This window comes from Victivallis sp. Marseille-Q1083 (assembly GCF_903645315.1).
GTDB lineage: Bacteria > Verrucomicrobiota > Lentisphaeria > Victivallales > Victivallaceae > UMGS1518.
Genome location: NZ_CAHJXL010000001.1, coordinates 1,849,808 through 1,863,348 on the forward strand (window position 1 = coordinate 1,849,808; position 13,541 = coordinate 1,863,348).

Here is a 13,541-nt window from a genome sequence, read left to right on the forward strand (position 1 = left end):
ATGTACAGAATTTTCATCGGATTGGCGGCATTGGCCGCGGTCGGGCTGACCGGATGCAACAGTGTGAATGTCGGTTATGCCGCAGTGGGGCAGCAAAAGGGAATCAACGTCGGCTATGCGACCAACAGCGGTCAGCCCGGCAGCCGGATTTACGGCCTGCGGGTCAATTTGCCGGTGCAGGTCAACGGGAGCAGCACCACCGATGACCTGGTGGCCGGCTGGGAGTTGGGAATGACCAACAATTCCGGCTGGCTTTACGGCTTGCAGACCGGTATTGACAACCGGTCCGACGGCGGCGGCGTCCAGATTGCCGCGTTGATCAACAGAGGAGCCCAAGAGGGCAGTTCGTTTCTGCAGATTGCGCCCTGGAATGACAATGGCGCGTTCCAGATCGGAGTGCTGGCCAACCAGGGCGCCCGGCCGAATCCGGCGCTTTTCCAACTGGCGTTGTGGAATCTGAACAGTGTGGCCCAATTGGGAATTTTCAACAGCAAGGGCAAATTCCAACTCGGTTTGTTCAACGTCGTCGACAAAGGGGCCGTCCTGCAATTGGGCTTGCTCAATTACCACTATGGCGACACGGCGCTGCTACCGTTTTCGATCGGCATCAACTGGGCCGGCAGCGAGCCGGAACCCGCGCCCGAAGCGGCTGCCCCGGCTGCCATCGCCGCGGAAATCTTGCCGGCGGAGGGCGTCGAATGACGCGATGCCCGCCGGCTGCCCGCCGGGGCGGTCATTTGACGCAATGCACCCAGCCGAAATGGATGGCGGCGCCCCAGGCGGCGGCCAGGATAATCCACAGCACGACGCCGTGAATGACCGGTTTGAGGCCGAGTTCCTTCAATTTGTCCCTGGTCAGATTGGCGCCGATCAGAAACAGCGTCAGAATCATCAGATATTTGGAAAGTTCCTTGAGGTGCGCTCCGGCTCCGGCGGTGGCCGGCAGCCAGGTCACCAGTGCCGCCGCGGCCAGAAAACCGGGGATGAACCACGGAATTTTGACTTTGATCCGGCGTTTTTCTCCTTCCGCCGCGGTGGCGACGCAGCAGGAGAGGAACAGAGTGACCGGCACGATCCACAAGGCGCGCGCCAGCTTGACGGTGGTGCCGACCTCCAGCGCGGTCGGCCCGTACTGCATGGTGGCGCCGACCACCGAACTGGTATCATGGATGCCGAGGGCCGACCAGAAGCCGAATTGCACTTCATCCATGTGCAGTGCATGGCCGACGATCGGGAAAACCACCAGCGCCACCGCGTTCAAGGTAAAGACCGTCGCCGAGGCGATGGCGACGTCGTGGGCTTTGGCTTTCAGCACCGGCGCCGCCGCGGCGATGGCGCTGCCGCCGCAGATCGACGTGCCGACGCTGACCAGATACATGCAGTCGCGCGGCAATCCCAGCTTCCTGCCGAGCCAGACGCCGAAACCAATGCCGAAAGCGATGCCGAGGAAGGTGTACAGCATGCCGTTCGCCCCGGCGTGCAGCACATCGACTAAATTCATGCCGAATCCCATGCCGACGATCGAAATTCCCAACAGCGTCGAAGTCAGTTTGCCGGTGACCGCCGCAAACGGGTTGCCGATCGTCACGGCGAACAGCACGCCGGCGATGACGGCGATCCCCGGCGCATAGTTGCGCGACGGCGCCCACAGCCAGGGAATCAGAAAAAACGCTGCTGCCGTCAGCAGGAAAGCGCCGTGTCGCCACGATGGTTGGTTGATTGCTTTCATCGGTTATCTTTTCCTTTCATTGCCTGCCGGTTCCTGGTGATAAGGCCGGCCTTGCGGTTGATGATTGCGAATGATGAAATTTAATGTAGCCGGGAAAATGAAAATTAAAAATTATTGTTTATTATTATTATATAATTATTAATTATCCAATGTCAATTCGGCGAACCCTGAAGAAAGTTGTCCGGTCAACCGGCGGGAAGCGGCGGGGTGTGACGGGTAAAAAGAGCTGATGAAATATGAAATATAAAAATATATCATTTTTCTGAAAAAAGGGGGTTGACATTCCGGGATTTTTTTGCTATACTTTATCCAGATGCTGATAAAGCGCTTTATTTCAGCTTTATCAAAACGCCGTCTTCCGGTTTGCCGACCGATCGACAAACCGGAAGCTGTCGAGCTGAAAGAATGACGATGATTCGAATGAGAAGTTGAAAAGAAAAAGTTTTTGCGATGCTGATAAAGCGCTTTATTTATTTTTATCATAATACAACGAAGGATGACAGGACGGATTATGGCTGCGTCGAAAGTTCGGCTGAGTGACATTGCCCGCGAGGCGAACGTATCGCTAGGAACGGTCGCCAAAGTGCTTTCCGGAGCGGGCGGCAACATCCGGGTGGGAGAGGCCAAGGCGGAATTGATTCGGGCGACGGCAAAGCGGCTGAATTACCGGCCCAATATCGCCGCCCGGACGCTGGCCGGCAGTTCGGGGCGGATGATCGGCGTGATGATCGATTCGAATGCGCCGAAACATTATTACAATACGATTTTCAGCATCGAACGGGAGTTGGCGAAATCCGATTACCGGATCATCATTTCCGAATCGCACGACAACGTCCGCAATTTTATTGAAGGCTACCGGACGCTGCTGCAGTACGGGGTGGACGGGGTGATCTGCGTGTCGCACGACTATCCGGCCGGCAACCAGGAGCTGAACAGTTTTTTTGCCGGTCAGCCGAACGTGGTGATGATCGGCCGCCCGGTGCCGCCGGGCGCCGGACTGGTGGAGATCGATTGGGCGGCGGCGACCTGCGAGGCGGCGACCTATCTGCTGAACAGCGGCCGCCGGCATTTGGCGCTGATCGTCGACGACAGCGAATATGTGTCGCGGTATGCGCACGAAGCGGGATTTCTGCAGGCGATTGCCGCCGTTCCGCCGGCTTCCGCTTCCCGGGTGGTGCGGATGCCGGGAGTCAGCCGGAGCGTTGAGGTTGCCGAACGGGTGCAGTTCGTGCTCCGGCGGCTGCCGGAGGGGGTGGACGGCATCCTGGTCGAGAATGATCTTTACGGTATTTTCATGATCCGGGAGTTGAAGCGGCTGGGATTCCGGGTGCCGGAGGATGTCGCGGTGATCGGCCATGACAATGAGCTGTTCGCGGCCGGCTGTGAACCGCCGCTGGCTTCGATCGATGAATGCTGTGACGCGCAGGCGGCGGCGGCGGTGAAGCTGGTGCTGGAGCAGCTCGACCGGATGCCCATTGCCAATCGAATGGTGACGGTGACGCCGAAATTCATTTGGCGCGATTCCGCCGGTTGAGGAAATAAAAAAATGCTTTTGAATATTTGAATTGAATGAGTTTTTAATCATTAAAGAAAAATATTTGATAATTTCCAGGATAGATTTATTTATTGAGACAGGGAGGTACTTATCATGATTGCCAAGCGAATAGCGGGATTGGCCGTTTCTTTATCGATGGCCTCGGCGTTTGGTACGCCGATCGAGGCGATGGATTTGAGCGGCTGGACCAATGTGGCGGCCGAACCGGTGCAGATGGCGAATCTGCTGCCGGACGGCGGTTTTGAACAGGGCGCGGCCGGCTGGTCGCATGTCGACGGCGAAAAGATTCTGGTCGACCGCGGCGGCATCAACCAGACCGGCGCGTTGCGCTACAGCCGGGAGGATGACAGTTATACGCTGGTGATGCGGGAGGTGGAACTGAAGCCGGGCACCTGCTACCGGTTTGGCGCGATGGTGCGGACCAAAGATGTCACCGGCGAAGGCGCGGGACTTTACATGGAAGGTTACAGCGCCGGGAACAAATATGCGGCCGGGGCCTATAGCCGGCCGGTCAGCGGCACTCAGGATTGGGTGCTGGTCGAAGCGGATTTCACCACGCCCCGCGAAGGCGACTGCCACTATATCATCGGTTTGTATCTGCGCAAAAATTCGACCGGCACCGCCTGGTATGACGACGTATTCGTCCGGGAGCAGGCGCCGCTGTGGCAACTGGAACTGGTCTATCCGACCCATCACACCGTTTATGACGGTCAGGCAATGCAGTTCTATTCCAGAATCGAAGGCGCCGACCCGGAACAGACGGCATGCGAAAAGCTGCTGCTGCAGATCGACGGCGCACCGCAGGCGGAACTCTATGGCGTCGATGCGCCGCGCCTGGCCATCCGGCCGCCGGCCGGGCCGGATGGGAATCTGACGGTCCGCGGTTACTGGCTCAATCCGGAGCGCCGGGAAATCCTGGCGGAAAAAACCTTCAAGGTGCGCCGGGCGGCGCGGCCGGAATTGCCGGACAATGCGGCGATGGTCGATGAAGAGTACCGTTTGATTGTCGACGGCAAGCCGTATCTGCCGATCGGGTTGTATACGCAGCAGTTGACCAGGGAGGATATCGATTTGATCAGTGACAGCCCGTTCAATTGCGTCATGCCGTATCCGAGCCCGAATCTGACCTTCGGCGAGGAGGAACGGGCCGACCTGGCGACGATCACCGAAGTGCTGGATTATTGCGACGACCGGGACGTCAAAGTCATTTTTTCATTGAAAGACATGTATGATCGGTACAAATTGAGCTGGCGGCCGGAACTGACGGCGGAAGAGGGCGCCCTGTTGCTGGTGAAGAAGTTGAAAGCTCATCCGGCGCTGCTTGCCTGGTACATCTGCGACGAAGCCGCCGTGGAAAAAGTGCCGGAAATCGCCGCCCGCCGTCGGTTGGTCAATGAACTCGACCCGTTCCATCCGACCTGGTCGGTCTATTATCAGGTGAAGGATTTTCAATGTTACGTTCCGGCCCAGGACATTTTCGGCAACGATCCCTACCCGATCAATTTCCGCGACGACAAACATATCCTCGGCGTGGACAATTCGACGCGAAAAGCGGAATCGCTGCAGATGCCGCTGTGGTCGGTACCGCAGATTCACCACACCGGCTTCTATAACAGCGACTGGCGGCAGGATCCTGGCGATTATTTCGAGAAATTGCGGCCGCCGACCGAGACCGAAACGCTGGCGATGTCGCTGCTGGAAGCGATGCGCGGCGCGAAGGGATTTGTGATGTATTCCTACTTTGATCTGCACTGGGGGCCGGATAAACTGCAGTTCGAACGCCGCTGGCCGGAAGTCTGCCGCGTTGCCGGGACGCTGCGCAAACTCGAACCGTTCCTGCTGAGTACGGCGGCTGCCCCGGACGTGAAGGTCGAAGCGGCCAAAGGCGAGGTTTATGCCAAAGCGTTCGCCGACGGTGAAGGCGGCCTGCGGGTGCTGGTGATGTCGCCGGGACCGGGAGAGGTCGATGCCGAGTTGGTCGTCGAAGGGGTTTCCGGGCTGTTGTCCGAACGCGGCCGGACCTATGAAAAGGGGCCCGGACATTACCGGTTCACCGGCTTGAACACCTGCTGCGATATTCTGCGGCTCGACCCGCCGCCCGCGCTATGAATCTGGATGGCGCCGGGAGTGCACGCCCGGCTGGAGATAGATAGATTGAGATTTTGGTTTGCCAAGTAAAAAAAAGTGAGGTAAGAAAATGTTGAAACACGCTCGAAAATTTACGCTTATTGAACTGTTGGTTGTGATCGCGATCATCGCCATTCTCGCCAGCATGCTGCTGCCGGCTTTGGGAAAAGCCAAAGCATCCGCCCAGGCGATCAAGTGCGTCGGCAACCTGAAGACGATGGGCCTGATGGCGACGATGTACAACAATGATTACGACGATTATTCGATTACCGCCTATTACATTGAGGGCGGCCATACCTTCATCCAGATGCTGCATGACGATTATTCGATCGATGAGGAGGCGATGATCTGCCCGACCGCGAGCGATACGATGGTGTATGCGAAGCGGGACAATGCGAAGAACAAGAACAAAATCTGGTCATACGGCATTCATTACAAAGCGACCGGCACTGCCTGCTGGGGAACCGGCAGCAGCGTAGTGAAGAAAATTTCGACGCTGATGGCCAAAAAAGGCAGCATGTCCAATCTGATCCAGTTCGGCGATTCCGAAGCGGACGCCCAGCTCAGCAAGGGACTCGGCAGCGATGTGACCGCCTTGATTCAGCCGGGCGCCTATTATGGCGACGGCGAACAGGACGCGTCGTGGTATGTGGTCGGCATGCGGCATAACCGCAAGGCCAACATCACCATGTTCGACGGTCACGTCGAATCGTTGCGGCGGCACCAGATGGAGGAAGATGCCCAGCGGATGTGGAAGCCGTATGAAGAGTCGTGGGGCTGGCAGTTGCCGAATTGACGGCCGATGAACTGCGATAATGGGAGGCCGGCTTCTGCCGGCCCTCATAATTCATTCGCCGGCCTTCCGGGACGTCAGGCGGAATGGTCGACGTTCTTGATCTTCCGGACGTTGAACTCCAGCACCCGCCCCCGTCGGATTTTCCGAACGTAAAATTCGACGTTGTGATAACGGTACAGATCGCCGACCCGCGGCGGCCGGTCCAGCATCCGGGAAAACCAGATCGACAACGGTTCCGCCCGTTTCGGCAAGTTCAAACGGGTCTCCCGGGCAACCATCGACAGTGAATTGCCACCGCCGACCACCCAGAACGATTCGCTCGGCGAATAAAATGTGCGCGGCAGCGGATCGAATTCATCGTCCAGGTCGCCGACCAGTTCTTCGACGATGTCTTCCAGCGTGATCAGGCCGAGCGTATGTCCCCCGGCATCGCAGACGATCGACATGTGGCAGTGCTGCGTGGCAAAACGCTCCAGCAGATTGGCCGCCGAATCCTCCGGCGCCGCCGTATTGATCGGGCGCAGAATTTCCAGGATATTGGTGCGTTCCGGATTGGCCCGGAAAGAGGCGACCAGCTCTTTGAAGTTGACGTAGCCGACCACTTTATCCCTGTCGCCGTCCTCACAGACCGGGTAACGGGTGTGAAAATCGGTATGGGCGGCGTTGATCGCTTCGGACATCGTCTGGGTCGTCGACAGAAATGAAATATTCTCCACCGGAATCATGATCTGCTCCGCCGTCTGTTCCGACAAACGCGGCGCCGCATTGATGATCCGTTCCTGCCGGGAACTGATCAACTGGGTGCTGCGCGCCATGCCGGCCAGCGCCGAGATTTCCTCGGTCGCCGTCGGGCCGTCGGCCGGCACCCGTTCAAACGGCCGGTTGATCAGGTGCACCAGTTGAATGAACGGATACATCAGCAACACCATCACGTTCAGCGGCCGGGCGGCAACGGCCAGAATTTGCCGGTTGTAATGCACGCCGAGCGTTTTCGGCAGGATTTCGGTGAATTGAACCATCGTCACCGTGAACAGCAGCGAAAAAAGCCAGATCAGCGCTTCCCCCCACAGGACGTTGAACTGGGCGCCGGCCACCGTTGCACCGATGGTATGAGCGGCGGTATTCAGGATCAGGATAACCGCGATCGACCGTTCGATATCGTTTTTCAGGCGCTTGCAGATTTCGCCGGTTTTCTGGTTGCGCTGCCGGATCGTCGCCAACTGGCTCGGCGTGACGCTCAGCAGCGCCGCTTCCAGGAGCGAGCAGAGAAACGACACCCCCAGGGCGCAGGCAATACTGACGATAAAAATGATCATTTAATTCCTCAATGAAAAGTTACGGGATAAAAAAAGAGCCGCCTCCCGTCCGATGGATTCGGAAAGGAAACGGTAAGCGTTTGAAAAAGAAAGGAATACGGCCGCAGTAGAACCGACGGCCGCGCTGCTACTTCGCGGCAGCGGATCTTCGCCGGCGGCGGCGGACTCGGACTCGATTGTAACAATTGATGTATTCATGAAATAATACTATACTGCCGAACCGGAAAAAATGCAAATGTTTTTTTCGCCCGCCATTGTTCCTCCACCTGCCGCTTTTTGGCAAATAATGCGATAACTGCTTGATTTATAAAAAATTAACCGCGGGACGGTTGACGCGTTCTTAACCGGTAACACCAACCCAAGCATGGAGGTTTGCCTTATGGATCTGGAATATCTCTTCCGGCGCCGCCACCCGCACTACCAGCAGCAGCTGGCCAGTTGGCAGCGCAGCCGGGCCGCTTACTCCGGCGGCGCAGCCTACATCGAGACGGCTTTGATCAAACACGTCTCCGAAATCGAGCTGGAATATGAGGAGCGCCGCCACCGGGCCTATTATTTCAACTATCCGCGCAAGCTGGCCCGGCTGATCACCCAGTACGTGTTGTCCGTCGATCCGCAGCGGCGCAATGCGGCCGCCGATCTGGTCGAGGATTTTTCCCGCCACGGGCTGCGGGTCAACGAAGTGATGCGGCAGTTTTCCACATTGCTGAACATTTACGGCAGCGCCTGGCTGCTGGTGGAAATGCCGCGCTTTTCCGGCGACGTCGACCTGGAACGCCAGCAGGCGGAGCAACTGTGCCCCTACGCCATCGCCCTGTCGCCGCTGGCGGTGCCGGACTGGGCCTTCGATGCGGACGGCAAGCTGGCCTGGGCCCTGCTGGAGGAGCAGCAATTGCTCAACGGCGACCCGTTCCGGCCGCCTCGAACGGTACTGCGCCGCAAATTGTGGACGCGCGATCGCTGGTATGCATTCGAATGCCGGCCGCGCGACGGCCAGATTTGCCTGGCCGCTTCCGGCGAACATCATCTCGGCTGCGTGCCGCTGGTCCATGCCGAAGAGGCCGACGGATTCGGGATCGCCGCCAACCACTGGTTCGAAGATGTCGTCCGGATTTCCGACGCCATCCTGAACAACGAGTCGGAAAGCCAGATGAATATCGTCAAGCAACTGTTCGGCCTGTTGGTCATTTCCGAAAGTTTCGCCCGTTCGGCCCGGCCGCCGGAACGCCGCAGTGATGGCGAACCGGAAAAATTCAGCCATGTGCTGGCCCGTTCAGCCGCCATCTGGGAGAGTCCGGAAGAAAAGGGCGTCAGCCGCTATATCGCCCCGGGCGGCGCCGAAGTGGAGGCGATCCGCTCCGAAAATTTCAACCTGAAGCGGGAAATGTTCGATGTCGTCGGCATGGCGGTCCAGCGCGACTCCCGTGAGGCGCAGACTGCCGAATCGAAAGCCTGGGACCAGCAGAATGTCCGGCAATTCCTGACCTGCCGGGTGGAACTGCTGGAACAGGCGGAATTGCAAGCCTGGCAACTGATGCACCGTTTCGACGCCACGGTACCGGTTCCCGACCTCAGCTACAATCGGGATTTTTCCGTCATCAACCTCAAAGAGTCGATCGAAGGGCTGCTCGGCCTCAATCAATTGAAGATCGGCGGCGCCTATCAGCGGGAAGTCGCCCACGCGGCGGTCGCGCTGCTGGAGAAATACCGCAAAATCAGCCCGGAAGCTTACCGCCAAGTCCTGCAGGAAATTGAAAACGCCTTTCCCCGGCCGGAGGCCGACCATGTTTGACGATCTGTTCACCGAAACGGCAGTGCTGAGTTTGCCGGACGGCGAACTGTCCGACGGATTGCCGGGATGGGTCGACTGCCAGGTTCAGGTGATGGTGCTGATGCAGGCCAGCCAAGTCCGAGACGATGCCGTTCCGCAACGAACCGCCCGGCAATGGACTTTTCTGCTGCGCTCCGGCCTGGCGCCTTATCCGGGCGCCCGGCTTCACTGGCATGGCGAAACGCTGGAGCTGGCCAGCGTCGAAGCCTGCCGGGATGTGAAGAAAAATCTGGTCGCCTACCGCTGTCAGACGGTTTGATGCTGTCGCGCTGTCAGAAACCGTTCCACCGTCGCCGCGGCCGGGCCTCCGGTATTTCAGAAACGGTGAATAAAAAATGGTCGGGGTAGAGGGATTTGAACCCACGACCCTCTGCTCCCAAAGCAGATGCGCTAGCCAGACTGCGCTATACCCCGACGGTCAGAAAAATCTGGATTGCTTACCAGCGAATCAGGATCGATCCCCAGGTCAGCCCGCCGCCGAACGCGGTCAGCAGCAGGTAATCGCCCGGTTTCAACTGTTGACCGCGCGCCAACTCATCCAGACAAATACCGATGGAGGCGGCGGAAGTGTTGCCGTAGCGGTTGATGTTGACATAAACATTGTCATCGCCGATCCCGAGCCGCTGACCGACCGCTTTGATAATCCGGTAATTGGCCTGATGCGGCACCAGATAACGGATCTGGGACGCTTCGACGCCGGCGGCATCCAGCAGGTCGCGGCAGGAGCTTACCATCGCATTGACCGCCAGTTTGAAGGTATCCCGGCCGGCCATCTGGATGAAATGCTGCTTGTTGGCGACACTCTCCGCCGAAGCCGGGTTCCGGCTGCCGCCGGCCGGAATGTGCAGAATCTCCGGATTGCCCTCGGCCCCCAGCTTGGCCGCGATGATGCTGTCGCCGCCTTCCTGCCCGTCATTTTCCAGGACGACGGCGGCCGCACCGTCGCCGAACAGCACGCAGGTGTTGCGGTCTTCCCAATTGACGACCGATGAAATTTTTTCGGCGCCGACCACCAGCACATGCTTCAGTGCGGCGTTGGTCTTCATCAGCGAACGGGCCACTTCCAGCGAATAGACCAATCCGCTGCAGGCCGCTTCCAGATCGAAGCAGAACGCCCGGACGGCGCCGAACTTCTGCTGCAGAATACAAGCGGTGCTCGGAAAAATATGGTCCGGCGTAATCGTCGCCACGATGATGGCATCCAGCTCACTGCCCGGAATGCCCGCCATCTCCAGCGCCCGCTGCACGGCAATGGCGGCCAAATCGCTGGTGGCCTGTTCCGGAGCGGCGAGCCGACGCTCTTCAATGCCGGTACGGGTGCGAATCCATTCGTCGTTGGTTTCCACCATCTTTTCCAGATCGGCATTGGTCAATATCTGCTCCGGCACGTACGAACCGGTCCCTTTGATTTTCAAACTCATCTCGACTCCTTGGCTTTACTGTCGGCATTCGGATGGGAGCCAACGATTTCAGCTACCTGCCGCTTCAATTCGGCAAACTGGCAGCCGGTCTCATTGATCCGGCGGGCGATTTTTTCATTGAGGCCGAATTTGCCCATGTCGATGGCAACCCGGATGGCGTTCCGCACCGCCCGCGGACTGGAGGAACCGTGGCCGATGATACAAATGCCGTTAACACCCAGCAGCGGTACCCCGCCCAGCTCTTCGGCGTCACCGATCGTCTTCAATTCACGAAACGCATTTTTGGCCAGCATCGCCCCGGTCATCCGCAACGGATTTCTGGAAAAAGCATTCTTCAGCCAGAACATGGTGGCCTTGGCCATTCCTTCACAACATTTCAAAAACACATTGCCGTTGAATCCGTCGCAAATCATCACATCGGCGGCCCCTTCGAAAATGGTGTCGCCTTCGACGTTGCCGACGAAATTGATCGGCAGTCTGGAGATCATCTTGAAGGCGCCCTTGGTCAGATCGTTGCCTTTGATATCTTCGCCGCCGACACTGATCAGCCCGATCGACGGTCGTTCGCTTTTGAACAGATACTGGGCGTAAATTTCCCCCATCAACGCGAACTGCACCAGATTGGCCCCTTCGCAGTCGGGGTTGGCTCCGGCATCCATCAGGATGAAACGGCCGGTCTGGCTGGGAATGTTGGCCGCCAGGGCCGGCCGGTCGATGCCCGGCAGCGTGCGCACCAGCACTTTGGTTGCCGCCACCGCCGCCCCGGTATGCCCGGCGCTGACGATGGCGTCCACCTCCCGGTCCTTCATCAGCTTCGCGCAAATGGTGATCGACGAATCTTTCTTGCCTCGGAGGGCGTTCGTCGAAGGTTCACTCATCTCGACCACCGATTCGGCATGGACCAGGCGGATGCGCGGGTGACCGCTCAAACCGTATTTTTCGAGGTGATACGCCAATTTGGCCAGATGGCCGACGATCACCAATTCATGTTCCGGAAAATCATAAAGTGCCGTCGTGATCCCTTCGATCACCACCGCCGGAGCATAATCGCCCCCCATCGCGTCAACGGCAATTTTCATCATTCACCAGAAATCAATGACAATTAATCGATCACGAGAACCTGTTTGCCTTTGTAGGTACCGCAGGCCGTGCAGACGCGATGCGGCATCACCGGCGCCGAGCAGTTCGTGCAGAAAGTGGCCTGAACGCCTTCATAACGGTTTGCCGCTTTGCGCTGGCGTTTTTTCATCTTCGATGTTTTTCTTTTCGGTACTGCCATTTTTATATCTCCTTGAAAATAAAGTTTACACTTCCGAATCCGGCCGCCCTGCCGGCCAACGACAAAAATCCCGGCAGACGACGACTTAAAGGCCTAAATATACAACGGCATAACGATTTTTCAATCCGTCAATCGGCAAGTATATGAAAAATAACCGCACTCCACCGGTCCGAAAGACGTCGCGCCGATGGAGTACAGTGATATCCCGCCGTTATTTTTCGATCACTTTGCGGATGCTGAACTGGGCAAAACGCCATTGGTCGTCCACCCGTTCGAGATGGGCGGTCAAGTCCCGCAATTCCTCGATGGTCTCGCCCTGCTTGGTCCGTCCGTGAAACGAACCGGCAAACTCGATGGTCGCCCGGGTCGGCGAATCGATGGTGATCTGGACATCGCTGGCCTTGATCTGGTAGGTATCGAATGCGCCGTGCAACCGCACCACCAGCGAGGCGAGCTCCTGCGGTGAAAATTTGCCGGTCAACTCGCCGCGAATGCCGAGCAGATCCAACTGGCAGGGATCGACGAACAAATCCGGCAGCCGCTGGGATTTCAGCACCAGCGAAGCTGCCGAACCGCTTTTCGGTTTGGAGGCGTCCTCGCACAATTTTTCGAGCGTCTTCCGCACCTGGACGACCTCTTCTGGCGGCCGCAGCCAGTAATAGAATCCGCAGCCGATCATAATCGCCAGCATTATCAATACGAAAATTCGAACAATCATCCCGGTATTTACCATAACGGCGCTCCTATAATTCGTTTGGCGGCAACCTGGCCGAACTGATGAATATCGATATCCATGCTGCGGTTGTCGCCGACTACATAATAGTGTCCTTTTTCAACATGACGGGGCGGCAAATTCCAATCGGACGGCAGCTTGACGTACGGCTCTTCCACCTGCTGGCCGTTGCGGTACAGTTTCCCTTCATAGAAACTGATCGTGTCGCCCGGCATGCCGACCACCCGCTTCAGATAAAACACCCGGTCCTCGTATTTGACGACGACGACATCGCCGATCTTCGGCTTGTCGAAGAAAAAAGCGCCGCGCCAGCAGAAATTGAACCCGGTGCTGGCGTACGTCGGCTCCATGCTGCCGCCATGGATGATGCACGGTATCAGAAGATAACCGAAAATCAAATAGGCAGTCAACGCCACCGCCGCCAGGCGCAGCAGGAATTTCCAGGTCAGTTTGGGATGTAGAAAATCACCAATCGTATCGCCAGCCATCACGCCGTCCTTCCATAAAAATCACACATCCGATGTCATCAGAACCATCCCACGGGGGATTCGCATAAATTTACACACCGAAAGCCGAAAATCCAAATACGCCCCGGTCTTTTCACCGTTTTTTTTTGCCATCGGCAATTTTTTTCTTTATCCTGGCCGCGATATCGAACAAAATCCCTTTTCCTTCGGTCTATTTAAAACAAATCGCCTCTCTTTTCCCTATTTGCCTGGCCTTCTCCTTCCCCTGGGAGAAGGCACTTTTTTTG

Annotated in this window: 13 protein-coding genes and 1 tRNA gene; 6 read left to right on the forward strand and 8 right to left on the reverse strand. The window is 57.6% G+C overall.

Annotated elements, in window-relative coordinates:
- The gene (locus tag HWX74_RS07450; protein WP_176012943.1) at positions 1-702 is read left to right on the forward strand and encodes a hypothetical protein; all 702 of its coding nucleotides are present in this window, start codon (positions 1-3) and stop codon (positions 700-702) included.
- 31 nt (positions 703-733) lie between these two features.
- Here HWX74_RS07450 and HWX74_RS07455 read toward each other — a convergent pair whose 3' ends face one another.
- Complete coding sequence (locus HWX74_RS07455; protein WP_176012944.1) at positions 734-1,729, reverse strand: YeiH family protein; 996 nt, start codon at positions 1,727-1,729, stop codon at positions 734-736.
- 511 nt (positions 1,730-2,240) lie between these two features.
- Between HWX74_RS07455 and HWX74_RS07460 the strand changes: the two genes are divergently transcribed.
- The 3 genes from HWX74_RS07460 to HWX74_RS07470 all read left to right on the forward strand — a co-directional run bounded on the left by HWX74_RS07460 (position 2,241) and on the right by HWX74_RS07470 (position 6,207).
- Positions 2,241-3,263 carry a LacI family DNA-binding transcriptional regulator gene (locus tag HWX74_RS07460; RefSeq protein ID WP_176012945.1) on the forward strand — a complete coding sequence of 341 codons (1,023 nt, stop codon included), beginning with the start codon at positions 2,241-2,243 and terminating at the stop codon, positions 3,261-3,263.
- A 114-nt stretch (positions 3,264-3,377) separates the two neighbouring features.
- Positions 3,378-5,393, forward strand: a complete 2,016-nt coding sequence (locus tag HWX74_RS07465) for a carbohydrate binding domain-containing protein (RefSeq protein ID WP_176012946.1) — start codon at positions 3,378-3,380, stop codon at positions 5,391-5,393.
- Positions 5,394-5,481: 88 nt separating this feature from the next.
- A complete protein-coding gene (locus HWX74_RS07470) occupies positions 5,482-6,207 on the forward strand; it encodes a prepilin-type N-terminal cleavage/methylation domain-containing protein (protein WP_176012947.1) in 726 nt (241 codons plus the stop codon).
- 74 nt (positions 6,208-6,281) lie between these two features.
- Here HWX74_RS07470 and HWX74_RS07475 read toward each other — a convergent pair whose 3' ends face one another.
- On the reverse strand, positions 6,282-7,523 hold the full coding sequence (locus tag HWX74_RS07475; RefSeq protein WP_176012948.1) for a hemolysin family protein: 1,242 nt from the start codon (positions 7,521-7,523) through the stop codon (positions 6,282-6,284).
- Positions 7,524-7,902: 379 nt separating this feature from the next.
- Between HWX74_RS07475 and HWX74_RS07480 the strand changes: the two genes are divergently transcribed.
- Complete coding sequence (locus HWX74_RS07480) at positions 7,903-9,315, forward strand: hypothetical protein (protein ID WP_176012949.1); 1,413 nt, start codon at positions 7,903-7,905, stop codon at positions 9,313-9,315.
- Positions 9,308-9,613 carry a hypothetical protein gene (locus HWX74_RS07485; RefSeq protein WP_176012950.1) on the forward strand — a complete coding sequence of 102 codons (306 nt, stop codon included), beginning with the start codon at positions 9,308-9,310 and terminating at the stop codon, positions 9,611-9,613. The genes HWX74_RS07480 and HWX74_RS07485 overlap by 8 nt, the downstream gene beginning before the upstream one ends.
- Before the next feature lie 77 nt (positions 9,614-9,690).
- Here the strand turns inward: HWX74_RS07485 and HWX74_RS07490 are convergent.
- From HWX74_RS07490 to lepB, 6 genes are all read right to left on the reverse strand, one after another.
- Positions 9,691-9,768, reverse strand: a tRNA-Pro gene (locus HWX74_RS07490).
- Between the two features lie 23 nt (positions 9,769-9,791).
- Positions 9,792-10,775: a beta-ketoacyl-ACP synthase III gene (locus tag HWX74_RS07495; RefSeq protein WP_176012951.1), complete on the reverse strand. Its 984-nt coding sequence runs from the start codon at positions 10,773-10,775 to the stop codon at positions 9,792-9,794.
- A complete protein-coding gene (plsX, locus tag HWX74_RS07500) occupies positions 10,772-11,854 on the reverse strand; it encodes a phosphate acyltransferase PlsX (RefSeq protein ID WP_176012952.1) in 1,083 nt (360 codons plus the stop codon). The genes HWX74_RS07495 and plsX overlap by 4 nt, the downstream gene beginning before the upstream one ends.
- A 23-nt stretch (positions 11,855-11,877) precedes the next feature.
- Entirely contained in the window at positions 11,878-12,054 is a 177-nt protein-coding gene (rpmF, locus tag HWX74_RS07505) for a 50S ribosomal protein L32 (RefSeq protein WP_176012953.1), read from the reverse strand.
- A 211-nt stretch (positions 12,055-12,265) separates the two neighbouring features.
- Positions 12,266-12,772, reverse strand: coding sequence for a hypothetical protein (locus HWX74_RS07510; RefSeq protein ID WP_176012954.1), 507 nt, complete (start codon positions 12,770-12,772; stop codon positions 12,266-12,268).
- Positions 12,773-12,780: 8 nt separating this feature from the next.
- Positions 12,781-13,275: a signal peptidase I gene (gene lepB / locus HWX74_RS07515; RefSeq protein ID WP_176012955.1), complete on the reverse strand. Its 495-nt coding sequence runs from the start codon at positions 13,273-13,275 to the stop codon at positions 12,781-12,783.
- Positions 13,276-13,541: the final 266 nt, after the last annotated feature.

Coding starts and splice junctions, on each gene's coding strand:
- HWX74_RS07475 (WP_176012948.1), bottom strand. CDS start 7,523: ATGATCATTTTTATCGTCAGTATTGCCTGCGCCCTGGGGGTGTCGTTT.
- rpmF (WP_176012953.1), bottom strand. CDS start 12,054: ATGGCAGTACCGAAAAGAAAAACATCGAAGATGAAAAAACGCCAGCGC.
- HWX74_RS07480 (WP_176012949.1), top strand. CDS start 7,903: ATGGATCTGGAATATCTCTTCCGGCGCCGCCACCCGCACTACCAGCAG.
- HWX74_RS07460 (WP_176012945.1), top strand. CDS start 2,241: ATGGCTGCGTCGAAAGTTCGGCTGAGTGACATTGCCCGCGAGGCGAAC.
- HWX74_RS07495 (WP_176012951.1), bottom strand. CDS start 10,775: ATGAGTTTGAAAATCAAAGGGACCGGTTCGTACGTGCCGGAGCAGATA.
- lepB (WP_176012955.1), bottom strand. CDS start 13,275: ATGGCTGGCGATACGATTGGTGATTTTCTACATCCCAAACTGACCTGG.
- HWX74_RS07455 (WP_176012944.1), bottom strand. CDS start 1,729: ATGAAAGCAATCAACCAACCATCGTGGCGACACGGCGCTTTCCTGCTG.
- HWX74_RS07485 (WP_176012950.1), top strand. CDS start 9,308: ATGTTTGACGATCTGTTCACCGAAACGGCAGTGCTGAGTTTGCCGGAC.
- HWX74_RS07465 (WP_176012946.1), top strand. CDS start 3,378: ATGATTGCCAAGCGAATAGCGGGATTGGCCGTTTCTTTATCGATGGCC.
- HWX74_RS07450 (WP_176012943.1), top strand. CDS start 1: ATGTACAGAATTTTCATCGGATTGGCGGCATTGGCCGCGGTCGGGCTG.
- plsX (WP_176012952.1), bottom strand. CDS start 11,854: ATGAAAATTGCCGTTGACGCGATGGGGGGCGATTATGCTCCGGCGGTG.
- HWX74_RS07470 (WP_176012947.1), top strand. CDS start 5,482: ATGTTGAAACACGCTCGAAAATTTACGCTTATTGAACTGTTGGTTGTG.
- HWX74_RS07510 (WP_176012954.1), bottom strand. CDS start 12,772: ATGATTGTTCGAATTTTCGTATTGATAATGCTGGCGATTATGATCGGC.